Raw genomic sequence first — 24422 nt, forward strand, 5'->3', positions numbered from 1 at the left:
AGAAACCCTCGGTCCCGGTGCGTGACGGCACCGGGACCGAGGCACAGCCCGAACGACGCCGCGTCAGGTCACGGCAGCACCAAGTCGGTGCAGTTGTGCCGCTCCACCGCCTGATGGGCGAATTCGTGCAGCAGCACTGAGCTGATGTTATTTCCGTTCCACCAGAGGGTGTCGGGGTCACCGACCCTGCGGTCGGGGTCCCGGGCGACGGTCACCTCGAACAGTGCCCGCCTGCCCCCACACGTCGCGCTTCCCCACAGTTCGGCGTCGTCCACGCCCTCGGCCTGCTCGCGAAGGAATCCGAGCGATCCCGCGTCCTCGTCAGCCGGATTAGGGCGGCGCGTACTGTACCGGTCCGTATATTCCACGAACTTCCGCTGTGCCGATGGCCCGTAGAAGGCCCTCAGCTCGTACATGGGCACGCCGGTCGCGGTACCCAGAATGCACGATTCCCACAGCGCGTCCGGATCCGTGGCTGTTTCCCAAACGCTCGCGACCCGGTCGTCGCCGTCAACCGGAAGCGCCGCGCAGGTCCCGGTGGCCCCGGCCACCGGCTCGTACAACTCCCGGGTCGTGGGGAGGGCGACAGCGGTGAGCGGATCACCGAGGTGCGCCTCACAGTCCCAGGTGCGGGCGGCTCGCTCGGCGATGGCGGTGGTGAAGGTAGCCAGTCGCAGGCGCCTCTGCGGATCGTCAACGGAAGGGAACGCATCTTTCCCCCGTGCCCTACCGGCGTAGGTCTGGACGATGACGGTTGCGTCGCTGTTGGTGCACTCCAGCGAAACGGCCGTCCTGGCGCCGGTGTGGTAGCCCGTCCATCCGTGCCCCAGCGGAACCGGCAACCCATCCCCGTCGAACGCGTCCAGCAGGCCCGCGTGACCGGAGTTCTCGTACGCCAGCCTGGCCACCCAGATGTCAACGCCCCCCACCCGGCATTCGGTCACCAGGCCCTGCCCGTCACTCTCCTGGTCACCGTACGCCTCGATGTCTCCGGTGCGGCCACCCAACAGTTCCTTGACAGCACCCGAAGGCAGCGCGTCCCCGCACAGGGCGGCCACCCGCCCCTCCCACCGTTCCTGCTCGGGGACGTACCAGTACCAGGCTGCGCCGAGGCACATCACCACCGCCGTCGCCAGGAGGGCACGCTTGCGGAACGCGCGGTGCTCCGGGCGGCGGAGTCTCTCGAAGATCCTCATCTCCACACCTCACCCATCAGTTCCGCTTCCCCGCACTGGCCCATGGAGACCGGCCACGCCCCCTCGTCGCCGAGATAAAGGTCCATGAGCTGATGCGCCGTGTCGGACAGTTGGGCGTGCAACTCCTCCTCGGAGAGTTCGCCCCGCGCGCCCGACACCGCGATCCGGTGGTGAGCGGTACCGCCGAGGCACTGGGACCGCGCCCACAAAGCCAGTCCGGCGTCCTCGGCATCCGACAGTTCACCGACAGGCCGCTCCAGTGGAGGCGCCGCCGGTTCCACCTCGCGAGCATCGGGCAGCAGCAATCGCTCCCGGCTCATGTAGCGGCGCTCCAAGGACGGTTCACACTCATGATTTTCCGTCGTGTAAGAGCAGGAGTGGCCGTCGGACTCCCAGAACGCCGGTCCTTCCGGGGCCTTGGTCAGGAAGAAGGCGGACGCGAGCACCGGTGAGACGCTGACCGCCGAAACTTGGGGTGGCATCGTGTCCTGTGGTGATTCCTCATCCGACCTGAGTCGAGCGACACAGTCGCTCATCAGTGACTCGGTCCCGCTACGGTCCTTCTCGAACCGCCACTTCTCGCCGTCCAGCGGAGAACCCTCGCGGGTCAGCCACCCGCATCGCTGGCCCGCACGCGGCACGACGAGGCCCCGGCGGACGTCGATCAACTCGACGTCATCACTGGGCACGGGCAGTGATGACGCACCACACTCCAACTCCTCCGCGATCTCGTTGGCCACCTGTATCGCCGTGCGCAGAAGAAGCGTGGCCAAAGCGATCTCTTCGTGCGAGGAACGAGCTTCGACGCTGACCCACAGCGTGTGGGACTCCGGACCCCGATTCTTGAGACCGTTGGGACAGGGTGCGAACAACCATGCGCCGACCCCTCCCGGGGATGTGTCCGCACCGGCGGCGAGCCCGGGGAGCGCGTAACGCACGCCGTGGAGCCCGCTGTCGGAGTACCGAACGGGCGACTCCACCTCCGCCACGACGGGCCGGGCGCGCAGGGTGATCCCGCCGGTGCCCCACGACATCGCGCAGTGCAGCAACGCCAGGCTCTCCCCCCGGTCGGTGAGCGAGCCGTACTCGTCCAGCCCCCTCGCGCCGTCCCCCACCTCGGACAGCAGCTCGGCCGGCAACCGGCCGTCACAGGCCGTACGGTAGGCGTCCCGGTTGCCGGCCAGCCGCTCAATCCGGTCACGCTCCCGGCTCTCCGCGTTCAGCCAGAGGCTTCCGGCCAGAACGGCGAGGAGCACACCCAGCGCGACGGAGTTCCGCAACCGGCGCCACCGCCACAGACGGCCCAACCAACCCACCCTGCCACCCCCGTTGACATGTCGTACCCGCACCCCTGCGCAGGGTGACGGTAACAGACACTCCAACGCCCACGGTCGGCTGGGACCAACTACGCCGGGCTTCCGGTCCCTTCGCTCACTGGTCGACTCCGAGGATCGCCCTCGTTGCCGCGTGCGCGAGGGTGGATTGGGTGCGGGCCGGGAGGCCGAGACGGTTCCAGTGGAAGATGATGTGGTAGGCGAGGACTGCGCGAAGTCCCCTGTGCAGCGTTCCCGCGTGGGCGGCTCGGCCGAGAGAAGTGCCCGCCCGGCGAAGGGCGTCAGCCCAGTTGACGGCGAAGAGCGCCGGCCCGCCCTGTCCCCAGATACCTCCCGATGCATCCGTGTCAGCGCGGAGCAGGGGCCGGACCGAGACAGCGAGGGCCGAGAGGGAATCCGGCTCGATCCCCTTGGGCAGGGGCCGTTCCGACGCGACCCGGTGCCACACGTCGCCCATCTCGTACCACTCCAGCCGGGCGGCGCGCAGCAGGGTGGAGCACAGGAGGAGGGACAACTCCTTGCGGCCCAGCGGGCTGCCCCGGCGGTCGGTGGTGAGGATGGCCCGGCTGTCGGCGTGGAACAGGGTGTGGGCGGTGTCCATGGCCGCCGGCCCTCCGAAGGCCGCGGTTTCGGGCTCGTAGATGACCTCCTGGTGGCCCACCACGCTGCCCTCGGAACGCAGCGCGACCAGCGTCTCGTGCAGGTCATCGGTGATCGAGGTCGCCCTGAGACGCCAGCAGGGCTGTTTACGGATGAACCACCAGGATGGTGCGGTTCGCTCCAGCACGGGAACCAGGCGAGTCGACATCACCCTCTCCGCCTCGGCCCAGTCGGCGAACCGGATATTGATCTGCCGCCACATCAGCTGATCAGCAGACATGCGTCCCATCCCGTGTACGGTGCGCGGTTGGTGGTCGCCGTGAGCCGGGCGAGGTCGGTTCCGGCGGATCCGGTGAGGAACCCCGCGTCCCCTTCGCGGGTGCGGGCGTGGTGGTGCAGCCCTTCGGCCAGGAACAGCAAGCGTTCACCGATGTGTGTCGTGGCAGCGTCCTGGCTCGCGCGCCAGGCGGTCTGGTACGTCCCGGCCCAGCCGTGGCAGAGTCCCGCGTCGGTGAGCCGGCCGAGTTGTCGGTGGTCCGCGAGGCAGCGGGCGAGCGCGTTCTCGTACCGGCGCTGCCGAGTCGGTTCCCGCAGAGCGCGAGCGGCGAGCTGGCCCGCCCGCGCGATGCCGGGCGTTCCGTAGCACCAGCTGGGGCGCGCGGGGCCGCGCTGGGCGGGTCGGCCGCTGCGGAGCTGGTCCAGGGTGAGGTGTTCCGGCCACCACGGCCCTGCGTCCGCTTCCTGCTCCCAGGTGTCCAGCCAGTCGAGGATGGCAGCGATGGCCTCACCCTGACCGGGAACCTGCGCGCCCGCCGACCGGGCGAGGCTCAGCAGCGCCAGCGGGCCGCAGATGCCGTGGGCCACGCCGAGGTTGGCGTGGCCTTCGGCGTAACGGCTCGCCGTCCGGGAACGAGGGTCGTGGCCCACCCACCAGCCGGGCACCGTGCCTCCGCCGAGGCGCAGCGGCCGGGTCAGGGCGACCAGATAGCGCAACACGGCCTCCATCGCGCTGCTCCCCGGATGCCGCAACAGTAGAAGCGCGCCGATACCGGCCAGCCCGGTGAAGACGTCGTACTCCCGGAACGTGGCCGGCTCGCCGCCCGCTTCGACACGGGCCATCGCCGCGGCCGATCTCCGGTGGGCAAGACGTATCAGGTGGGGATCAAGGGTGCTCAGCGCAGGTGCGTAACGGCCGGCGGCGTGCAGTACGTACGTGATGGCCGGAAGGCCGTGGAACAGTCCGGCGGCGTCGTCCGCGACGACGTCGGCCGCCGTGGAACGGCCGATCCAGCCATGGGCGGTACGCCAGTCGCCCAGGCCCCGGTGCGCGCGTTCCACGTGAAGCAGCGCGGTTCCGGCGGCACCATGCGCCAGCGACTGGGGTGGTGAAGAACGGCCCGTCACGCGGCTTCCCCGGTGGCGTGCAGCCGCTGGGCGCCGGCCCGGGCGAGGTGGCATACCGTGCGGTGTACAGGGCGTTCGTGGCCGAGGGCTCGGACGATGTGCGCGCGGATCAGGGCGGGAAGGCGGCCGATGGCGTCCGCGTAGTCGGAGAGTGCCGTGCCGCGCGCCGTCCAGGCCCGGTCGACCTCGGCGCCGCCGGGGAACGATCCGACTCGCTCGCCGAGCGCGCGTACCTCGTCGTGGAGCGTACGGTCCACCGGGACGGGATCGTGCGGAAGGGCTTCGACGAGCGGCGCCAGCCCGACGACGCGGGAGGCCCTGAGCAGGCTGGTCGCCGCGATGGCTTCGCGGCGGAACTCGCCGTGTGCCGCCAGGCGCAGCTGGGCGAGAGCGGCGGTGGAGTCGGTGGCGAACACCTCCGCCAGACCGGCATGCCCGTCCTGCAACGCCTCGCTGACGAGAACCCTGGACACGAGATTCCTCGCCCGCAGGATCCGGGCCCAGCCGTTCACCAGCCCAGCGGTGGGCGCGTACTCCTCGTCCCGTCGCAACGGCAGGGTGAGGAGGAGCAGGTTGTCGGCGTCCGGGCGCGGTGCGGCGCGCTGCCGGGTGAACCACCATGACGCGGCACCGAGATCCCGGAGCAGCTCGGGCAGCCAGTCCAGCAGGATCTCGTCGTAGCGGTCCGGGTGCCCGTGGATCTGCGCGGTCAGCGCGGTGGCGTCGCCGGGGCGACGTGCCCTGCCGGGAGCGGGTGCCGGCCGTGGCGCGGCGAGGCGCAGCGGGATGACGAGTTCGTGCGGTCTGCCGAGCCATCCCGTCGCGTCGTCCTCGGCCGGCGCCTCTCGCAGACGCAGCTGCCCGGCGGTGTTGAGTCGGCGACGGAGGAAGAGCCGGTGCACGGGGTGGGTCAGGTCGAGTCGCAGGCGCTGGTCGTGGTCGGCGAGCACCACCGTCTCGGGTACGCGGAGCCGCGACCGCCAGGCCGCGAGGCCGCTTTCCCACTCCCCCACCGGCCCGCCGGCCGAGGGCAGGTCATCCGCGTTCAGCAGCCAGCGGGCCTCGGCGAGCGTGGTGCGGCGGTACCGGACGCGCGGCAGGTACGGCAGCCGGGCGGCTGCTCCGAAGTCGAAGGATCGGTAGCCGGCGCTGCGCGCGTTGGTGATTTCGGCGAGGAAACGGGCGAGCGGCGGCGTGCGGTGGATGGCTTCGAGGGCATGCGGCACGCGAGGCTCGATGAAGCGGCCGGAGGACATCCGCACCAGCTGGAAGTTCATCCGGTCGGCCGTTACCCCGATGTCCGTCAAGGCGATCACTCCCGGGCCGGGCGCGTGATGTTCGCCCAGCGGGATCACATGCGTCAGCAATCGGCCGGTGCGGGTGATGTTCCCGCTGCGGCTGCGCCGTGGTGGAAACGACAGCTGCGCCGCGATGGTGTCGGCGCGCGTGCTGGTGAAGGTCTCCGCGATCCTCGCGTGTCCGTCCTCCGAGAGCAGTTGGGCGAACCGGCCGGCCATGCTGCTGCCGGGCCGCGGGGTGCCGGTGACGGTGAGCCGGAAGTGTCCGCGCGCCAAGGCGTCGATCGACGGGGCGTGTACGGCGACGGCGATCTCGACCCGGTCCGGGACGGCGCGAGGGGGCTCTCCGGCGAGCTGATCGATCAGCGGATCGGTGAGCACGATCTCGTCGCGGCCTTCCAGCTGGGCACGCTGGATGAGGGCGAGGAGGTGCTCGTCGCGGGCGGTGAGCTGCCCGGCGGGGCGCTTCCACGGGCTGCCCGGGAAGCCGGCCGGAAGCCCAAGACCGCTGTCGGCCACCAGTTCCAGGAGCGGAACGACCGTGCCGCTGCCGTACCGGGCCCGGAATCGGCCGTGGTAGTCGCGCCAGGCGGGATTCCCGAAGGGGTGGGGGGAGAGGCGGATCAGCGCGGTCGCGGCGTCCCGCGCCTCCCGAGCGACCGCTTCGGGCACGCTGACCCGGCAGTCGACAACGGTGTCGATGGCGACGGGCACCGCCGGTGTGGGGCACCACGCGGTCATCTCGCCGATCACGGCCGGGGACGGGCCCGCGTTCAAGGAACGATGGATGCGACGCACGGCAGCTGCGTCCTCGGTGCCCGCGCCTTCCAAAGCGGCACAGAGATGGTCCAGCGGGTCGGCGGCGGTCATCGGCGCGCGGAGAGAGGTGATCAGCAGACCGCTCTCCACGAGACCTCGAAGCAGCGCATCGACGCGATCAACGGCGACACCGGGCCACCGTTCGGTGAGCAGTGCGCGCAGCCGCCCGTACGGAACGGGCTCGCGGGCCCCTGCTACGACTTGCGCGACGGCCGCCGTACGACGCACCGATACCTCGTCCGCCGCCGCCTGCGCCGAAATCACATAGCGGTCGCCCCGGACCTGGACCTCCGGAGTGGTCTGAACGCGGAGCTGTTCGAGCAACGGTGGCTGCCGCTCAAGGCGTTCTGCGACAGTCGAGAGCCATTGGGCGTCCGCCCGTACGACCCGCCGGTGTCGCTCTCCCCAGCGCACCTCCGGCGCACCGCCGCCCACCCGCACGGCGGCCACGCCAGCGAACACCCCGAAGGGCGTCGGGCGCTGCTGCCAGCGCAGCAGGTAGCCGACGACGGCCAGCACCGTACGCCGTACTTCCCGGGCGCCGAGAGAAGGGCCGTCCAGGATGCGGCCGACCTGTGTGTGGAGGGCGGGGCTGGTGAGGGCGATGGCATCGCGGAAGTCCTCGCGGCGCCAGATCCCGGCGAGCCAGGCCGCGCCGTCCTCGGCCGCCCGTTCGCCGGTCAGGTCCAGATCGCGCGGCACCCCGGGCGTTCCCGGATCGGTGGTGACCCGCAGCAACGCGCCGTCCCGCCATTGGTATCGGGCATCGGATGGAGCTGTCACCGCGGGCCTCCTCCGGCTCCAGGACGTACGGTCAGGCAGGCTCCTCGATGAAGGAGTCGCAGGCGCTGGCGCCGTTCTCGCAGGTGGCGCCGCAACCGTCATCGGTGGGGCAGTCGTTGTGCAGCGGGCTGCGCCGGGCGGCCAGGACGACGCGTACGTCGAGCGTGAAGCCGTCGTCCTCGTCGATCGGGGGCAGCAGGTCGGCGATGGGGCTGTGTGGCATGGCACACCTTCCTTGTGGTCGAGGTGGTGCGGTGCCCTGGCCGCCGGACTGGATCAGGTCCCGGTCCGGGGCCAGGAGATCGTGACGCGGCTGTGGAGCTTGTCGATGGTCCGGTGGACTGCGTCGGCGGGCTCGGAGATGTCGGCCCCGGCCGGGTGGACGGTGAGCCGGGGGCCGGTGCCGCCGCGCTGCTCGCGGTCCCAGTCGCGCAGATGCTGGACTGTCGCCTCGGCAAGCGATGCGGCTCCGGGCCCGAAGGCATGGACGCCGTACTCGAAGGACTGGCCGTCCGCCGTCAGCCTCGGAGTGATGTAGGCGAAGTCGGCCCCCCGGACGGTCGCCATCGAGAACCGCTTGTTCCTGGGCTCGACCGCGCCGGTGTCCTGGTCCGGGTCAACGGACAGGGTGCAGAAGCCGTCCAGCGCGGTGGCGAGGTAGAGCTGGAACGTGTCTTCCATGGTTCCGCGCGGGATCGTCACGCCCGACCAAGCCTCCGCGCGAGGTGTGCGGATGGCGTTGCCGAGCAGGCCGGGCTCGGCCGGAAGTCCTTCGTCGAACCGCAACCGGACGCCACCGCCGGCGCCGTCCACGATCAGCAGCTGGTCCTGGTGCTCGCCGGCTCCCCGCATCGAGACAAACCCGCACACCCGCGTGGACACGCTCTCCAGGTGATCGCCCGAGCGGTCGAAGGCGATGCTCCGGGTCAGCCCCTGCACCCGCAGCGGCACCACCAGGCGCCCCGTGGGCGTGAGCTGTTCGACCCACGCGGGCGGGATGTCCCACGCTCCGACCGTCACCAGGATGCGGTCGTACGGGGCCCCTTGCCGTACGCCCCGCTCGGCGTCGGCAAGGATCACGCGGATCCGCCCGTAGCCGTTCTCCGCGAGGAGCTTCTCCGCCCGCTGCGTGACGTCGGGGTCGATGTCGACCGTGGTGACTTCGCCGCTCTCCCCGACCAGCTCGGCGAGGTAGGCGGCGTTCAGGCCCCCGGAACCCACTTCGAGGACGCGCATCCCCTCTTCGACCCCGGCCTGCTCCAGCATGATCGCCTGGATCTGCGGAGCGGACACCGAGCTGACCGCGATCCCGTCCTCGTCCCGCTTCGTCACCACCGCGTTGTACGGGTGGTATGCCTCGGCCAGCGGCGCCTCCGGGGCGAACCGATGCCGCGGTACGGCACGCATGACGGCCGCCACCCGCTCCGAGGTGATCCAGCCCTGCGCGATCAGCTCGTCGATGACGGATGCGCGCAGTGCGGTGCCGCTGTCGGGGGCGAGGGAGTCGGTCATCCAGGTGTTCTCCTGCTTCGTGCTGGGTGGGGAGGATCCGGCCCGACCAGCATGCCCGTGGCCGGTCACCGTTCCCAATGACCCAGCACCGCCCCAGCCCTGAACCGGCACCGAACTTCGGTCTCCGAGCCGCCTGTAGGGGTACGGCGGGATGACAGACTGGCCGCATGGCGGAACTCGACGGCAGGCCAGTTTCACCCGAGCAGTTGCAGACGCTCGCCCTCGTCAACCTCGGTCACTTCACGTCCATGCGCGTGGAGGACGGCGCGGTACGCGGGTTGACGCTCCACCTCGAACGGCTCGCGCGCGACTGCCGCACGGTCTTCGACGCCGACCTGGACGCGGTGCGCGTTCGTACCCTCGTCCGCCAGGCGCTCCTCGCCCAGGGCAGCGTCGATTCGTGCACCGTACGGGTCACCGTCTTCGATCCGGCGCTGGACCTGGGCCACGCCGGCGGCGACGCCACCCCACACATCCTGGTGACGATCCGCCCGGCCGGCGCTTTCCCGCCGCCACCTCTGACCGTGCAAGCCCGCCCGTTCCAGCGGGACCTGGCGGCGGTCAAGCACACGGGCCTGTTCACCTCGCTCCACCACCGCCGGCAGGCCCAGCGCGCCGGCTTCGGCGACGCGCTGTTCACCCACCCGCGCGACGGGCTGGTGAGCGAGGGTGTCACCTGGAACGCCGGATTCATCGACACGGACGGCAACGTCATCTGGCCGGACGCCGATGTCCTGCCCGGCGTGACGCTCCAGTTGCTCCGGGACGCGGGACATGGCGCCACGAAACCGCTGTACAGGGACGACTTCCCCACTCTGCAAGCGGCGTTCGCGACCAACACCAGCATCGGCGTCCGCCCCATCGCCGCCATCGACGACGCCCCACTGCGCACCGACCACCCGACCCTCACCGCCCTCCAGGAGAGCTACACGAAGATCCCGGCGGAACCCGTCTGAGGACCGGCCGGGGCGGGGAGGCGGCGCGATGGTCACCGTCATGACCTGGACGGGACGGGAAATCCGGGCGTTACGCCAGGCCAAGCGGATGAGCCTGGTCGCCTTCGCCGAACACATCGGCGTCAGCGAGCGCATGGTCTCCAAGTGGGAAGCACGGGGAGCGTCGATCACCCCACGCCCGACCAATCAATCCGCGTTCGATGCCTCGCTCTCGCTCTCGCCCCCGGATGTTCGCGACCGCTTCGCGGCACTGATCGCCACCGCCGCGACCAGTAGCAACCACACCAGCCCGGTGGGCCCGAACCAGGCCCACCATCCCGGCAGCGGCGCCCTGATGGCCCGGGTCCCCGAAGGGCTCTTTCTCTCCGGCCCCGACAACGAACCGGTCTGGCTGCCCGAGTTCTGGATCGACGTCCACCCGGTGACGAACGCCGACTACGCAGCATTCATCACCTCAACCAACCACGCCGCGCCCCGCCACTGGAACGCCCAGGAACCACCTGCCGACCTGGCGGACCACCCGGTCGTCTGGGTCACCTGGGACGACGCCCGCTCGTACGCCACCTGGACCGGCCGCACCCTGCCCACCGCGTTGCAGTGGGAGAAGGCGGCGCGCGGACCGGCCGGCGGCTCCTACCCTTGGGGGAGCACCGACAGCGTCGGCAAGTGCAACGTCCGGGAATCCGCCATCGGCCGGACCACCCCCGTGTACCGCTTCCACTCCGGCACCAGCCCGTTCGGGGTGTACGACCTGTGCGGCAACGTCTGGGAATGGCTCGCGAGCCCCACAACTCCGGGCCGCTACGAGCTCAAGGGCTCCGCTTTCACGAGCCCTTTCGCCCGTGCCGCCCCGTCAGCGTTCAACGACGCCGACCATACGATGTGTGACGACGACACGGGCTTCCGATGCGTGACGGCCTCGCTGGGCAATTACGCGAAACCGGTCTCGGCAAAGGAGTACCCACCCCGCTCCGGGTGATGAAGAGCTCGCTGGGCGACGAGCCGCGGGGGCTGCTGGACGAACTGACGAAATCCCCGGCGCCCGGAACTTCAGATCGAAGGCGTGCCCCTCTATGTTCCACAGCGGCTCCGCCGAAGCGCCCCCGGTCATCACCAGCCGCAGCCCGTCCACCGTCAGCTCGGGTAGCCAGCCGGAGAAGTCCAGGCCCCCGACCAGGTCGGTCACGTCCTCGAACACCAGGGTCGCCGGGGAGATCCAGAAGGAGAACGTGGTCGCCGGCGGAACCGGGTGGACCCACTGAACGATGTAGTCGAGATCGAACAGCAGCCGGTGCATCCCCGGCACGGCCGGCCGGACGCACATCCCATGGATGGTGACGTCGTGCCACGACATCTCCTCCAGGTCGGCGTCGCTCCAGATCGCCTTTCGCAATGCGGACGCCGGATGGCGCCCACCCTCCATCAGTCCGCGCCCGCCAGCACAGCATCGTGCCACTGCGGCGGCACAAAAATCGCCGCCGGCCGCCCATATCGGGTGATGGCAGCGTGGACGCCCTGGTACTCGACGGCATCCAGCACGCGGGTCAGATCCTCGCGCCCCTCCCGCGAGGTCCACGACTGCGGCTCCGGCCCGGGGTGAGCCCGGCGGGCTTCCTCGTACCACACGGGCGGCACCAGAACTGCGCACACCCGGTCGTTGCGGGTGACCTCGCGATGAACAAGACGGTGCTGAGCGTCGGCAAGCGCCGGCCCCCAGTGCAACCGTAGGTGCTCGCTCGGGTCGCGGCGGAAGTCGTGAGACATGCGGTCATTCTAGATTGCGCGAGTCTTGTAAGTTATGTAAGTCTCGTAGGGCTCTGACAGCAGAGCGGCCCCGGAGCCGTCGCCGACGCGCCGATCTCGGGGCCTGATCCGCCTTCGCATCAAGCTGAGGAGAACGAGCTGTGGGACAACCTCACAACGCCACTTCGCCGGAAGCCGCGGCGCGCATCGCCCGAGCCAGAGCCCAGGCAAACGTCATCACCTGCTTCATCGCCGCCATCGGAACTGCGGCCTCCCTGATCGGCATGTGGCCGGTCACCCAAGCAGCCGTGGTCACGGCCGGCGTGCCGGACGACTTGGTAAGCCCTCTCGCGCTGACCGCGCTCGGGCTCCTCGAAGGGACGATCATCGTCTGCGGACTCCGCGCCCGCGCCAACGTGATGGAGACCGGCCGTGCTGGAGTCGATGGCATGGCACTGTGGCTCGCCGTGAGCGCCTCGTCCACGGTATCCGCCGCCGAAGCCGCCCTGGCCGCACCGGCAGGCACTCCGCCCGGGGAGCAACTGGTGGTCGTGCTGGTGCGGCTGATCGCCCCCATCACCGCCGGCTGGCTCTGGGAACGCGGCCTCGCACCAGAACGCCGCGCCACACGAGAAGGGGCCAGCCCTGGCGTCATCGCTACTTACCTCGCACACCTCCGCGCCTCCCTTTTGTCGCGAGCCGGAACCGCAGACGCCGAAGAGCTCCACCGCCGTCGCGCCGCCGCCCGCGCCGCGCGGCTCGCTGATCGCCTCAGCAGGGCGGAGGAACACCACCTTTCTCCCTGGCAGCGCTGGATGCTCGACCGCCTACGTCGGGCAGTTCGAGCCTCCGGTGCCGCCCACCATCCCGAACCGCGCCGGTACCTGCTCAACGACATCGCGGCCACCCGCAACGCCTTCGCACTCACCCGCGTCCAGTTGCCGTCGCCCTGGACCACCTCCATCTCGTCGGCTGCAATCGGGGACTTGGGGGGCCTGACGCTGACCACCGTCGGTCAGCAGTCCGCAGGCTCCCCCTCCTCGCTGCTGCTCGACGGTAGTCGGCCGAAGAACGCCACGGCAGCCTTCTTCCCGAGCGGCCGGGAAGCGTTTTCGACCGCCGAGCTTGAGATCACCCGGCGCCTCTTCGCCGAGCAGGCCGCGAAGTACCGGATCGAACCATCGGTGAACGCCGTCGCGAAGGCGATCAACCGCAGGTGGGAGCGGGCCAAGCTCCTTCACGAGGCGGTTCGGCGCGAACGGATGGCCTGGAAGCTGGGCCCGTCGTCCAACGCCTGACACCTGTAGCGGAGCACCCCGGGGGTGGTGTCAGGCTGCGGAACACCACCCTCGCTGGCTTCCCCTGCTCCGACCCGACGCTGGAGAGCCGGTGAACGTCACTGGCGACACGAACTGCCTCTGACTACGCACGGTAGTCGCGGGCAGTTGCGCGCGCCTTGTGGCTACAGCGGCCCCTCCCGCTCCGGCTGGGACATGGCTCGCCAATTTTTCCAGCAGATCTGCGGTTTCGTGACACGATCGCTCAATGGCCAGCGATATGAAGCCCGCAAGGACAGCAAGGTGCGAACGGGACGGGTGTAACAGGCAACTTGGCCTGCCAACCAACCTCCCGACCCAGGATGTCCCGGGAGGCCCTCCGCCGGGTCGCCGACGCCGTTTCTGCTCCGATGCTTGCCGCAAGGCAGAGCATCGCACGCGCGTTCGGGTCCGGGCGATGGGAGCAGACCGCACCACCGACCGATGGAGCTCAGCCCACGCACGGACCCTCCGCATGCTGAAGGCAACGGCTGCGGCATGCGCGGCGTCAGCTGGCGAGCTACCTAGTTCGGAGGCTAAGGGACACCAGCGGCTCGGTAGCGTCGATGCCGTGATTGAGCTCAGGCAGATGACTGATCGACTCGTGCACGACGCCGTTGCAGCCGATCGCGCCGCCGGCGCCACCTGGGATCGGATTGCAAGATCGCTCGGAACGTCTGCCGATACTGCGCGCCGCCGTTACGGCTAATCCGCTTCCCACGCCTTGGCTCAGCTTCATGCGGTTTCATGCAGCTCGCAGTTACTGATTCGCCTATGTAGCCAGCCGAGGCTCGGGGGATGGACCGCACTCCAGGAGGCGCGGGAAGGTGACGGTGTGGGTTGGCCAAGTGGGGGTGAACTGCGATCGGTGGTCTCGGAGGCCGCGGCGTGACGCCTGGACCCGTTCAGGTGTGGCAGTCAGTGGTTCGAGTTCCAGCTTCGCGAGCATCGGTTCCAGCTCCGGGGTCACCGGCTCCAGGTTCGGGGGCATCGGTTCCGGCTTCGCGAGCATCCGTTCCAGGTTCGGGGGCATCCGTTCCAGGTTCGCGAGCATCCGTTCCAGGTTCGCGAGCATCCGTTCCAGCTTCGCGGATGGCCGGCATCCGGTGTCCGGACGGCATCCGCATCCGGTGTCCGGACCGCATCCGCATCCGGTGTCCGGACCGCATCCGGGAGGGTGTGCATCCGGTGTCCGGACCGCATCCGCATCCGGTGTCCGGACCGCATCCGGGAGGGTGTGCATCCGGTGTCCGGACCGCATCCGCATCCGGTGTCCGGACCGCATCCGGGAGGGTGTGCATCCGGTGTCCGGACCGCATCTGAGGATCGCCGAGCCATCGGATGCCGGCCATCCGCGAAGTCGGAGTCGGTGACCCCGAAGCTGGAACGGATGCCCCCGAACCTGGAACGGATGCTCGCGAAGCCGGAACCGATGCCCCCGAACCTGGAGCCGGTGACCCCGGAGCTGGAACCGATGCTCGCGAAGCTGGAACTCGAACCACTGACTGCCACACCTGAACGGGTCCAGGCGTCACGCCGCGGCCTCCGAGACCACCGATCGCAGTTCACCCCCACCTCGCGCCATCGGCATATGGAAAATCCGTCGGCATACTGCAAAGAGAAATCTATAGCATCGGGTAACGAATTACCCCAAGATCCACACGAGGCGACCAACTGCACCGACCGTGCTGCCATCCAGTGAAGTGGAATAACTCCGCATATTCACTTCGCCTCAGCGATTATTCGGGCAGCATTAATATGATGGGTAATTAAGGTGCAGTAAACGCTTCCGCCACCCACGCGCGGCTGTATTCTTGGGGTGTCCAGGATCGATCGCAGTTTCGATGTCTGGGCGGGCGGCAACACGTCGCCCAAGCTGGTCGACACGAAGAAGCCCCGCGCCTCCCTGTAGGAAGAGACAGCGCGGGGCCGAGGCGTGGACTAGCTGGCGGGTCCGGCCGCTGTTGGGGTGGCTGGACCCGCTGACCTGGAGCTACTCCCAGATACGCAGTGCGTAGTAGGCCGCTTGTAAGGCGCGCGCAACCACGGTAGCGATCTGGGAAAGCGGCTCAAGCATCATCCGCACCGACTTGATCTTCGATCGACTGAAGAACTTGCCGGGCACCTCATCACCTCCCTTCTCGGACTGATCAGCCCGGCCGGACCTGATCAATTCTGGGTGACGACTGAGAAAACCGTATCAGCGCGCGGAGCCCTCTTGGCGGCAGCAGAAGCGTTTACCTCGGTAGCCCGCACTCCCCTTCCAAGAACTTCGCGAAGGCTTTAACACTGGCCGAGAGTCGTCAGGACAGTGAGTGACGCTGATTCTCGGCGCTCACGACTTGCCGAGCCAGGGAAAGGAGAGGCATTGTCTCGCGGCACCAGAGTCGGACAAGATCATCATGGCTCGGGCTCCGCTCGTTCTTGGACGCACTCAACTCCCGCGTACAGGAGTTCACGCCTCTCCTCCCCGGACAACGCCGCGTTGGATGCGGCGGAGGTGGGCGGGGTCGAGGCCGGTGATCGCTTTGACCTCGGCGAAGCGGTCGGCGTCGGGGCCGGTGGGGCGGGTGCCCTTGATGTGGGGCGGGAGGGCTTCGGCGATCGCTTCGTAGTACGCATCGCGGGCAGCGGCGACCTCGTCCACCAGGCGCTGCGCCTGGTGGAGTTCGGCGAGTGCCGTGTCGGGGTCGGCCAGGCGGCGGGGTTGGCTGGCCTTGTGGCGGCGGGCCAGTCCGGCTTCGTAGAGGTTCCGCACGTTGCGCTCGGTCTGCCCGATCAGGCGGGCGATCGCTGGCCTGCGGCCCCGGCCGGGGATCGGTGGGTTCTTCTCGCCCTGCGCCTTGCGCTGTTCGCGGAGCGCCTTCTCCTCTTCGGTCAGCGGGTCGGCGTGGGCATCCGTCAGCAGGCTGTTGCGGCGGGCTTCGCGGTCGGGGAGAAGGTTCTGGAGGCGGTCGAAGCGGCGCTTCGCCTTCCGGAGCGCGGAGAGGGGGTCAGCGGCGGTCACCGGGTCATGCTGGACAAGCAGGCACGGTCTCGGCAACTCCCGTCGTACATCGGTAGGCGTGGTGGTGGTCATCGGTCCCCCAGAAGTGTGTTGAACGCGTCGGCGGCGGCCTGCCATTCGTGTTCGTCTTCGCCGCAGGTGCGGCACAGGCCGTTGCCGCCGGGGATGGTGCGGCGGCGCTGGCAGCCGTCGCAGAAGGGCCAGTCCATGCAGGCGGCGCACCGGCCGTAGCCGGGGACGGGTGGGACTCCGCAGTCCTCGCACTCGGGCAGCGGTGGAGTGCCTGCGTGGTCGCCGAAGCGGGGCGGAACGTACGTCTCGCCGCCGGTCGGTGGGATCGGATCGGGAGAGGAGAAGGTGGTCGGCACGGCGGGGATGGCGTCGATGCGGCGGGCCAGGAACCCGGCCGGACTGGTCACCCGAATCGGCAGTCCACCGCTCAGTGCGGCGTGCAGATCTGCGGCTGACCAGCCCGTTGCGAGCAAGGTGTCTAGTCGTGCGCCCAGCTGGCTGAGGACCTGGCCCCCGATGCCGAGCCTCTGGTCCCGGGCCCCGATCCCCAGCAGCAGCGAGACCCCAGGGCTTGCCGGGGCGGGCTCCGGCGGAGCCGTTCCCTTCCGCTTCCCGGAAGCGATCTCCTTCCGCACGGTGCCCTGGTGGGAAGGAGTGGAGGGGTGTGTCTTCTGGTTGCTGGTCTTCTTGATCTTGGTCTTCTTAGGCTTCGGGTCACCCGTCGCCGGTTCACCCGTCGCCGGGTTTTCCGTCAACGGTTCCGACCTGGGGTTTTCCGCGTTCTCGGACTGTGCCGGGGAGTCGGTGATGCGGTAGACGGCGGTGCCCAGACGGCCTCGCTCGTCACGCTCCTGATGCCGCGCCAGGTACCCGAGCCGTTCCAGTTCCTTGAGGCCACTGGTAATGGCGTCACGGCCTTCCGGCCCGGTGCGGACCAGGGCTTCCACAGTGATGCCGAAGCCGTCGCGGTGCGAGGCGATCTCGGCGAACAGGCCGCGGGCTTTGCGGGTCAGTCTGCGGTCGCGGACGAGGTCGTTGGAGATCTGAACGAACCGGTCCGCGGCCATGTAGCCGCGCTCGATGCGGCCGTATCGGCTCACCGGGTCGCCGGCCCAGGTGCGGCCGGGCATCGAAGCCCGAAGGGGTACGGCATACTCGGTGACCTCCGTAGATTCACGACACAGGCGGAGAACCAGGCGGTCCGGAGGGCCTAATCTCCGGACCGCCGCCTTCTTGCATCAACTATGGACGTCACTTCCGGAAAACCAGTCCATAAATGCGGATTGCACGAGGATTCGCCCGCCCATTCACACGTGTTGGTGAACCGCCTCACTCGTCCGAGCGACCCGAGCGTCGACCATCGCCAGAAGGCCCTTACTGTCACCGTATGGTTCATAAACATTCGTTTATGGGCACCCCAGAGGGGTCGCCCTTCTGGAAGGGACATGACCATGCGTCAGACCGACATGCTCAAGCTCTCCGAGGTCCTTCAGACACTCCGCATGAGCCGCGCCAGCTTCTACCGGATGCGGTCCCGGGGCCAGGCCCCCCGGCTGCACAAGCTGCCCAACGGGCACCTCCGGGTCCGGCGGGCCGACCTGGATGCCTGGCTGGACGAGTTGACCGAGAACGCCGCCTGACCATCCGTCTCCGACACCTTCGGCGCCCGGCACGGCCGGGCGCCGCTCCATGAAAGGAGAGCCCCGTTGGGGCACAGCTTCAAAGTCAAGATCTGGTCCATCCGGGAACGGACCTGGACCCGCAGCACGTCGTTCGAACTGCGCTGGATGGTGGGCAACGAGGAACAATCCAATACCTTCGACACCTTCACCCTCGCCGACAACCGCCGCGCGGAACTCATGGTCGCCGTCCAGCGCGGCGAAGCCTTTGACGAGGCCACCGGGCTGCCCGTCTCCGAACTGCGGCGCCGCAACGACGTGCCCTGGTACCGGCACGCCCGCGAGTACATCGACATGAAGTGGACCGACGCCCCCGCCTCCACCCGCCGGACCCTCGCCGAGGCCATGGCCACCGTCACCCCCGCCCTCGTCACCGACACCCGGGGCATGGCCGACAAGAGCACCGTCCGCACCGCCCTCTACAGCTGGGCCTTCAACCGGCACCGCTGGGACGACGAGCCGCCGGAAGAACTTCGGGCCGTGCTCACCTGGTTCGAGCGCAAGTCGCTTCCCATCTCGGCGCTCACCGATCCGCTCGTCACCCGCCGGGCGCTCGACAGCCTCAAGAGGAAGCTCGACGGGACTACCGCGGCCTCGATCAGCATCCGCCGCAAGCGGGCCATCTTCCACAACGCCCTCGAATACGCCATCGAGGCCGGACGGCTCGCCGAGAACCCCATCCACAAGGTGAAGTGGTCCCTGCCCGACCCCATCGACGAGGTCATCGACCCCGCCACCGTCCCCAACCCCCGGCTCACGGCACAGCTCCTTGAAGCCGTACGGGTCCAGGGCGCCAGAGGAAGGCGGCTTCACGCTTTCTTCGGGTGTCTCTACTACGGGACCGCCCGGCCGGCGGAAGCAGTTGGGCTCGATCGGGCCGGATGTCGCAGCCTGCCCAAACACGGCTGGGGGCTGCTTGGCTACCAGCGCACCCGGCCCCGCGTCGGCACGGCGTGGACCAACAGCGGGCAGGCGCACGACGACCGCGGGCTGAAGAAGCGGCCCAGCAAGGCCGTCCGGCTGGTGCCCATTCCACCGAAGCTGGTCGCCATGCTCCGCTGGCACATCGAGGCGTACGGATTCGCGCCGGACGGGCGTCTGTTCCGCACCAACCGGAACGGGCTCCTCCAGGACACCGGCTACGGCGAGGTCTGGGAGCGGGCGCGCAGGGCCGTGCTGCCTCCGCACCTGCTCGACACGGACCTCGCCAAGAACCCCAGCAGCCTGCGGCCCGCCGGGCTCTCCGGACAGCTCAGCGCCGGAGTCGCCCCGCAGACCGTCGCCCAGCGCGCCGGGCACAGTGTCGAAGTACTGCTCCGGGTCTACGCCCGCTTCGTCCACGACACCGACGAGGACGCCAACCGCCGCATCGGCGAATGGCTCCAGCGATGGGGATGAGTCCCCAGCAGGCACCTGTTTCCCCCCACAAATCCCCCGCACGCGCCCGACATCACGCGGAATCCGGTGGGGCAAAGTGGGACATGGAGGCCATTTTGACGAATGGTCCTCGCTACGCACATAAGTAAACCCCCGACCGCGTTTCCGCTGGTCAGGGGCTACTTTTCCCAGTGTGGCGGCGCCAGGATTCGAACCTGGGAAGGCTGAGCCGGCAGATTTACAGTCTGCTCCCTTTGGCCGCTCGGGCACACCGCCTGGGTTTGTCGCGCGCTGGCGACGTCGTAAACGATACCTGATGCACGGGGGTGGTTCGCCACTCGGTTGTTCGGAGGGTGGGGGCGGGAGGGTGACTAGGCTGTGCGGGGTCCAGCCCAAGACGATCTAGCCATCAGGAGCCAGTGAGACCATGGCCGACTCCAGTTTCGACATCGTTTCGAAGGTCGACCGGCAGGAGGTCGACAACGCCCTCAACCAGGCCACCAAGGAGGTGTCCCAGCGCTACGACTTCAGGGGCGTCGGCGCCTCCATCGCCTGGTCGGGCGAGAAGATCGAGATCCGCGCCAACGCCGAGGAGCGGGCCGCCGCCGTTCTGGACATCTTCCAGTCCAAGCTCGTCAAGCGCGGGATCTCGCTGAAGGCCCTGGACTCCGGCGAGCCGCAGCCCTCCGGCAAGGAGTACAAGATCTTCTCCACCATCAAGGAGGGGATCAGCACCGAGGACGCCAAGAAGGTCGCCAAGCTGATCCGCGACGAGGGCCCCAAGGGGGTCAAGGCCCAGGTGCAGGGCGAGGAGCTGCGGGTCTCCTCCAAGAGCCGTGACGACCTCCAGGAGGTGCAGCGGCTGGTGCGGGAGAAGGACTTCGACTTCGCCGTGCAGTTCGTCAACTACCGGTGAGCCACCCCCGTACGCCCGCCCCCGCTACTGCCAGCGGTAGTGGGGGTAGGCGTACGGGGCGTTCGAGGGGACGATCTCCTTGCCGAGCGGCATCAGGGAGATCGGCACCATCTTGAAGTGCGCGATGCCGAACGGGATGCCGATGATGGTCAGGCAGAAGCTGATCCCGGCGACGATGTGACCGATCGTGATCCAGATGCCGGCCACGACCAGCCAGATCACGTTGCCCAGCATCGAGGCCGCGCCCGCGTCGTGCCGGTCGCGCACCGTATAGCCGAACGGCCACAGGGCGTATCCCGCGATCCGGAAGCAGGCGATCCCCCAGGGGATCGTCACCACCAGGATGAAGCAGATGATGCCGGCCACCGCGTAGCCGATGGCGAGCCACAGGCCGGAGAAGATCAGCCAGAGGATGTTGAGAAGAGTCCGCATCCCCTCATCGTCTCAGTAACGGCCGCCCGCCATGTGCTCAAGGCGCGCGATCCGTTCGGCCATTGGGGGATGGGTCGCGAACAGCCGGGTCATGCCGTCGCCGCGCCGGAAGGGGTTGGCGATCATCATGTGGCTGGCGGTGTTCAGCTGCGGCTCCGGTGGCAGCGGGGCCCGCTGGGTGCCGGTCTCCAGTTTGCGCAGGGCGCTCGCCAGGGCCAGCGGATCGCCGGTCAGCCGCGCGCCGGAGGCGTCCGCCTCGTACTCCCGCGATCTGCTCACCGCGAGCTGGATCAGCGAGGCCGCGATCGGGCCCAGGATCATCATCAGCAGCATCCCGAAGATGCCGGGGCCGTCCTCGTCGTCCCGGCCGAACGGGATCAGCCAGGCGAAGTTCACCAGGAAGACGATCACCGAGGCCATCGCGCCGGCCACCGATGAGATCAGGATGTCGCGGTTGTAGACGTGGCTCAGCTCGTGGCCGATCACCCCGCGCAGCTCGCGTTCGTCCAGCAGCCGCAGGATGCCTTCGGTGCAGCACACGGCGGCGTTGCGCGGGTTGCGTCCGGTCGCGAAGGCGTTGGGTGCCTCGGTCGGGGAGATGTACAGCCGGGGCATCGGCTGCCGGGCGATCCCGGCCAGCTCGCGCACCATCCGGTACAGCTGGGGTGCCTCGAATTCGCTGACCGGCCTGGCCCGCATGGAGCGCAGGGCCAGCTTGTCGCTGTTCCAGTACGCGTACCCGTTGGTGGCCAGCGCGATCAGCAGGGCGATCATCAGGCCGCCCCGCCCGAAGAGGCTGCCGATGAGCAGGATCAGCGCGGACATGCCGCCGAGCAGCGCGGCGGTACGCAGGCCGTTGTGCCGGCGGTGCACGGTGAGCCCTCCTGGTCGTGCGGATACCGGAGTTTCTCCACTCACAGTGGACACTCCCGATGTGCACAACGCCACGCGCCCGGCATCCGTTCCCCGGGCGCCCGCGCTACAGCAGCGTGCCCGAGGTGAGGGTCAGGATCAGCTGCGGGAGTACGGACAGCGTCGCGGCGGCCAGGGTGGACAGGGTGATGGCCAGGCGGGTGGGGACGGACACGGCCGGGGTTTCCGCCCGTACGCCGTCCGTGCCCTCCTTCTCGAACAGCAGCGCCGTCCAGCGCAAGTAGTAGTACAGGGCGATCACCACATTGAGGGCCATGATCACCGCCAGCACCCCCAGGCCCGCCTCCACCGCCGTCGAGAAGACCGCGACCTTCGCGAACAGCCCGATCACCCCCGGCGGCAGCCCCGCCAGGCACAGCAGGAAGAAGCCCAGTGCCAGTGCCGCTCCGGGGTGGCGGTGGTACAGCCCGCGGTAGTCCGTCAGGCGGGCGTCACGGCCGGCCCCCCGGGCGACGTGCGCCGCCACGGCGAAGGCGCCGAGGTTCACCGCCGCGTACATCAGTGCGTACGCCACACTCGCCCCGATCGCCCCGTCCACGGCGTACGCCGCAGCCGCCAGTGGCACCAGCAGATAGCCCGCCTGCCCCACCGACGACCAGGCCAGCAGCCGGATCGCGCTGCCCGGCGCGCCGGGGTCGGTACGCAGCGCCGCCACGTTCCCCGCCGTCATCGTCAGCCCGGCCAGCACCGCGAGCACCGGCCCCCACAGCCCGCCGTAACCCGGGAACGCCACCGTCGTCACCAGGATCAGCCCGGCCAGGCCGGCCGTCTTGCTGACCACCGACAGATATCCGGCGACCGGCAGCGGCGCCCCCGCGTAGGTGTCCGGCACCCAGAAGTGGAACGGGACCGCCGCCACCTTGAAGGCGAAGCCGACCAGGGTCAGGGCCACCCCGACCTCGGCCAGCGTGGCCAGCTTCGGGTCGGCGCCGCCGGGCAGCGCCGCCGCGATCGCCTCGAAGTGCAGCGAGCCGGCCGCCGCGTACACAAAGCTCACCCCGAGCAGCGCGATCGCCGTCGCCGTCACCGAGGTGAGGAAGAACTTCAGCGCCGACTCCGGCCCGCGCCGGCTGCCGCGCCGCAGCCCGACCAGGGCGTACGCCGGCAGCGTCGTCACTTCCAGCGCGATGATCAGTGTGGCCAGGTCCCGGGCGGCGGGCAGCAGCGCCGCGCCCGATGCCGAGGCCAGGAGCAGGAACCAGAACTCGCCGGTGGGGAGGTCCCGGTCCAGCGGATGGGAGAGGAGTGCGGTGAGCAGTGCGCCGGCCAGCACCAGGAGCTGGATGACCACGGCGAAGGTGTCCGCCGCGTACGCGCACGAGCCGCCGCCGTCCGGCAGGCAGAAGCTGGTACGGTCCCCCGCCCGCAGCGGCAGCAGCGACAGCGCGGCCAGCGCGAGCCCGCCCACCGTCACCGCGCCCAGCCACCCCTTGCGCGCGGCGGGCAGGAACAGGTCGGTGACCAGTACGGCCACGGCGGTGACGGCCACCAGCACGGGCGGCGCGATCGTCACCCAGTCGACGCTCTGGATGAGGTTCATCGGGTGACTCCCGGCAGGAGGTGCAGGAGGTCCCGCACGGCGGGATCGGTGAGGTTCAGCAGGACGGCCGGCCACAGGCCCGCCACCAGGGTGAGCACGACGAGCGGGGTGAAGGCCGCGTACTCGTGGCCGCGCAGGTCAGGGAGGGGGTCCTGGTACGGGCCGGCCGGGCCCATGCACACCCGGCGCACCATCAGCAGCAGGTACGCGGCGGTCAGCAGCGTGCCGAGCCCGGCGACCGCGAGGTAGGTGAGGTACGCGGGGCGGCTGAGGCCGTCGGCCGGCTGGAAGGCGCCGAGCATGGCGAGGAGTTCGCCCCAGAAGCCGGCCAGCCCCGGCAGCCCGAGGGAGGCGATCGCGGCGAACGCCAGCAGGCCGCCCAGCCGCGGGGTCCGCCCGTACAGCGCCGCCCCCGCGGTGCGGGCCAGGCTGTCCAGGTCGGTGGACCCGGTGCGCTCCTTCACCGCGCCGACCAGGAAGAACAGCAGGCCGGTGATCAGGCCGTGGGCGACGTTCGCGAACAGTGCGCCGTTCACCCCGGTGGGGGTGAGGGTGGCGATGCCCAGCAGGACGAAGCCCATGTGGCCGACCGAGGAGTACGCGATCAGCCGCTTGAGGTCGCCGCCCGCCCCCTCCCGTACCAGCGCCAGGCAGGCCAGCGATCCGTAGATGATGCCGGTGACGGCGAAGGCGGCCAGGTACGGGGCGAACGTCCGCATCCCGTCCGGCGCGATGGGCAGCGCGATCCGCACCAGACCGTACGTGCCCATCTTCAGCAGCACCCCGGCCAGCAGCACGGAGCCGGTGGTCGGCGCCGCCGTGTGGGCGTCGGGCAGCCAGCTGTGCAGCGGCCACATCGGCGTCTTGACGGCGAAGCCGAGGCCGATGGCGAGCACCGCCAGCAGCTGGGTGGTGTGGGTCAGCCCGGCGCCCTGTGCCTCGGCGAGGGCCACCATGTCGAAGGTGCCGCCCTTGACGCCGATCAGCAGCAGCCCGAGCAGCATCACCACCGAGCCGGTGAGGGTGTAGAGGATGAACTTCCACGCCGCCGGCTCCCGCCCCGCCCCGCCCCAGCGGGCGATGAGGAAGTACATCGGGATGAGGACCATCTCGAAGGCGAGGAAGAACAGCACCAGGTCCAGCACCGCGAAGGTGGCGAGGGTGCCGCCCTCCAGGAGCAGGACCAGTGCGGTGTAGGCGCGTGCGTGCTCGGGGCGGACGACGTACGCGTACACCGCGCACAGGAAGCCCAGCAGCGCGGTGAGCAGCAGGAGGGGGAGCGAGATGCCGTCCACGCCGAGGTGGAGGCGGATGTCGAGGGCAGGGATCCAGCCGATGTCGGTGGTGCCCTGCATGCGGCCGGGGTCGGCGTGGTCGAAGACGGCGAGCAGCGCGATCGCGGCGGCCAGCACGGCGCCGGTGACGGTCACCCCGTGGCGCAGCACGGCCTGTTCCGGGGAGCTGCCGCGCAGCCCCGGCGGGGCGGGCAGCAGGGCGGTGGCGGCCCCGAGGAGGGGGAGGGCGACGATGGCGATGAGGAGGAGCTGAGCGGTCGTCATGGGGTT

The 24422-nt window shown here is 69.6% G+C and carries 23 protein-coding genes and 1 tRNA gene; 7 read left to right on the forward strand and 17 right to left on the reverse strand.

The annotated features are described in order from the left end of the window. Window positions 1–68 precede the first annotated feature (68 nt). From AC5WRL_RS25015 to fxlM, 7 genes are all read right to left on the reverse strand, one after another. Window positions 69–1196 carry a hypothetical protein gene (locus AC5WRL_RS25015; protein WP_496090921.1) on the reverse strand — a complete coding sequence of 376 codons (1128 nt, stop codon included), beginning with the start codon at window positions 1194–1196 and terminating at the stop codon, window positions 69–71. Further along, complete coding sequence (locus AC5WRL_RS25020) at window positions 1193–2476, reverse strand: hypothetical protein (RefSeq protein ID WP_496090922.1); 1284 nt, start codon at window positions 2474–2476, stop codon at window positions 1193–1195. Before AC5WRL_RS25020 ends, AC5WRL_RS25015 begins: the two co-directional genes overlap by 4 nt. Before the next feature lie 151 nt (window positions 2477–2627). Then, complete coding sequence (locus AC5WRL_RS25025; protein ID WP_496090923.1) at window positions 2628–3410, reverse strand: thiopeptide-type bacteriocin biosynthesis protein; 783 nt, start codon at window positions 3408–3410, stop codon at window positions 2628–2630. After that, window positions 3392–4534 carry a lanthionine synthetase C family protein gene (locus tag AC5WRL_RS25030; RefSeq protein WP_496090924.1) on the reverse strand — a complete coding sequence of 381 codons (1143 nt, stop codon included), beginning with the start codon at window positions 4532–4534 and terminating at the stop codon, window positions 3392–3394. Before AC5WRL_RS25030 ends, AC5WRL_RS25025 begins: the two co-directional genes overlap by 19 nt. Further along, window positions 4531–7434 carry a lantibiotic dehydratase gene (locus tag AC5WRL_RS25035; protein WP_496090925.1) on the reverse strand — a complete coding sequence of 968 codons (2904 nt, stop codon included), beginning with the start codon at window positions 7432–7434 and terminating at the stop codon, window positions 4531–4533. The genes AC5WRL_RS25030 and AC5WRL_RS25035 overlap by 4 nt, the downstream gene beginning before the upstream one ends. 31 nt (window positions 7435–7465) lie before the next feature. Next, a complete protein-coding gene (locus AC5WRL_RS25040; protein WP_496090926.1) occupies window positions 7466–7657 on the reverse strand; it encodes an FxLD family lanthipeptide in 192 nt (63 codons plus the stop codon). A 53-nt stretch (window positions 7658–7710) separates the two neighbouring features. Then, complete coding sequence (fxlM, locus tag AC5WRL_RS25045; protein WP_496090927.1) at window positions 7711–8946, reverse strand: methyltransferase, FxLD system; 1236 nt, start codon at window positions 8944–8946, stop codon at window positions 7711–7713. A gap of 167 nt (window positions 8947–9113) precedes the next feature. Between fxlM and AC5WRL_RS25050 the strand changes: the two genes are divergently transcribed. Then, window positions 9114–9902, forward strand: coding sequence for an aminotransferase class IV family protein (locus AC5WRL_RS25050; RefSeq protein ID WP_496090928.1), 789 nt, complete (start codon window positions 9114–9116; stop codon window positions 9900–9902). Window positions 9903–9942: 40 nt separating this feature from the next. After that, entirely contained in the window at window positions 9943–10881 is a 939-nt protein-coding gene (locus AC5WRL_RS25055; protein ID WP_496090929.1) for an SUMF1/EgtB/PvdO family nonheme iron enzyme, read from the forward strand. Between the two features lie 443 nt (window positions 10882–11324). Here AC5WRL_RS25055 and AC5WRL_RS25060 read toward each other — a convergent pair whose 3' ends face one another. Further along, window positions 11325–11666, reverse strand: a complete 342-nt coding sequence (locus tag AC5WRL_RS25060; protein ID WP_496090930.1) for a hypothetical protein — start codon at window positions 11664–11666, stop codon at window positions 11325–11327. 140 nt (window positions 11667–11806) lie between these two features. On the opposite strand from AC5WRL_RS25060, the gene AC5WRL_RS25065 reads away from it, so the two are divergent. Beyond that, window positions 11807–12943, forward strand: a complete 1137-nt coding sequence (locus AC5WRL_RS25065; RefSeq protein ID WP_496090931.1) for a hypothetical protein — start codon at window positions 11807–11809, stop codon at window positions 12941–12943. Window positions 12944–13733: 790 nt separating this feature from the next. Here AC5WRL_RS25065 and AC5WRL_RS25070 read toward each other — a convergent pair. Further along, complete coding sequence (locus tag AC5WRL_RS25070) at window positions 13734–14036, reverse strand: hypothetical protein (protein ID WP_496090932.1); 303 nt, start codon at window positions 14034–14036, stop codon at window positions 13734–13736. Window positions 14037–14330: 294 nt separating this feature from the next. Here AC5WRL_RS25070 and AC5WRL_RS25075 point away from each other — a divergent pair, with 294 nt between their 5' ends. Next, complete coding sequence (locus tag AC5WRL_RS25075) at window positions 14331–14663, forward strand: hypothetical protein (RefSeq protein WP_496090933.1); 333 nt, start codon at window positions 14331–14333, stop codon at window positions 14661–14663. 291 nt (window positions 14664–14954) lie between these two features. Here the strand turns inward: AC5WRL_RS25075 and AC5WRL_RS25080 are convergent, their stop codons facing one another. The 3 genes from AC5WRL_RS25080 to AC5WRL_RS25090 all read right to left on the reverse strand — a co-directional run bounded on the left by AC5WRL_RS25080 (window position 14955) and on the right by AC5WRL_RS25090 (window position 17110). Further along, on the reverse strand, window positions 14955–15086 hold the full coding sequence (locus tag AC5WRL_RS25080; protein ID WP_392809714.1) for a hypothetical protein: 132 nt from the start codon (window positions 15084–15086) through the stop codon (window positions 14955–14957). A gap of 330 nt (window positions 15087–15416) precedes the next feature. Beyond that, window positions 15417–15968, reverse strand: a complete 552-nt coding sequence (locus tag AC5WRL_RS25085; RefSeq protein ID WP_496090934.1) for a hypothetical protein — start codon at window positions 15966–15968, stop codon at window positions 15417–15419. Window positions 15969–16036: 68 nt separating this feature from the next. Further along, entirely contained in the window at window positions 16037–17110 is a 1074-nt protein-coding gene (locus AC5WRL_RS25090) for a hypothetical protein (RefSeq protein WP_496090935.1), read from the reverse strand. A gap of 321 nt (window positions 17111–17431) precedes the next feature. Here AC5WRL_RS25090 and AC5WRL_RS25095 point away from each other — a divergent pair, with 321 nt between their 5' ends. Next, entirely contained in the window at window positions 17432–17620 is a 189-nt protein-coding gene (locus AC5WRL_RS25095; protein ID WP_496090949.1) for a helix-turn-helix transcriptional regulator, read from the forward strand. 66 nt (window positions 17621–17686) lie between these two features. Next, window positions 17687–19057, forward strand: a complete 1371-nt coding sequence (locus AC5WRL_RS25100; RefSeq protein WP_496090936.1) for a site-specific integrase — start codon at window positions 17687–17689, stop codon at window positions 19055–19057. A 173-nt stretch (window positions 19058–19230) separates the two neighbouring features. On the opposite strand, the gene AC5WRL_RS25105 is transcribed toward AC5WRL_RS25100, so the two are convergent. Then, window positions 19231–19312 (reverse strand) — tRNA-Tyr (locus AC5WRL_RS25105). Between the two features lie 151 nt (window positions 19313–19463). Between AC5WRL_RS25105 and AC5WRL_RS25110 the strand changes: the two genes are divergently transcribed. Beyond that, window positions 19464–19952 carry a YajQ family cyclic di-GMP-binding protein gene (locus tag AC5WRL_RS25110; RefSeq protein WP_496090937.1) on the forward strand — a complete coding sequence of 163 codons (489 nt, stop codon included), beginning with the start codon at window positions 19464–19466 and terminating at the stop codon, window positions 19950–19952. A 24-nt stretch (window positions 19953–19976) separates the two neighbouring features. Here AC5WRL_RS25110 and AC5WRL_RS25115 read toward each other — a convergent pair whose 3' ends face one another. The 4 genes from AC5WRL_RS25115 to AC5WRL_RS25130 form a co-directional block, all read right to left on the reverse strand. Next, window positions 19977–20384, reverse strand: coding sequence for a YccF domain-containing protein (locus tag AC5WRL_RS25115; RefSeq protein WP_496090938.1), 408 nt, complete (start codon window positions 20382–20384; stop codon window positions 19977–19979). Window positions 20385–20396: 12 nt separating this feature from the next. After that, complete coding sequence (htpX, locus tag AC5WRL_RS25120; protein WP_496090939.1) at window positions 20397–21257, reverse strand: zinc metalloprotease HtpX; 861 nt, start codon at window positions 21255–21257, stop codon at window positions 20397–20399. Window positions 21258–21363: 106 nt separating this feature from the next. After that, window positions 21364–22857 carry an NADH-quinone oxidoreductase subunit N gene (locus tag AC5WRL_RS25125; RefSeq protein WP_496090940.1) on the reverse strand — a complete coding sequence of 498 codons (1494 nt, stop codon included), beginning with the start codon at window positions 22855–22857 and terminating at the stop codon, window positions 21364–21366. Continuing rightward, window positions 22854–24416, reverse strand: coding sequence for a complex I subunit 4 family protein (locus tag AC5WRL_RS25130; protein ID WP_496090941.1), 1563 nt, complete (start codon window positions 24414–24416; stop codon window positions 22854–22856). Before AC5WRL_RS25130 ends, AC5WRL_RS25125 begins: the two co-directional genes overlap by 4 nt. Between the last annotated feature and the right edge of the window lie 6 nt (window positions 24417–24422).

Source organism: Streptomyces sp. NTD107, from assembly GCF_059510435.1.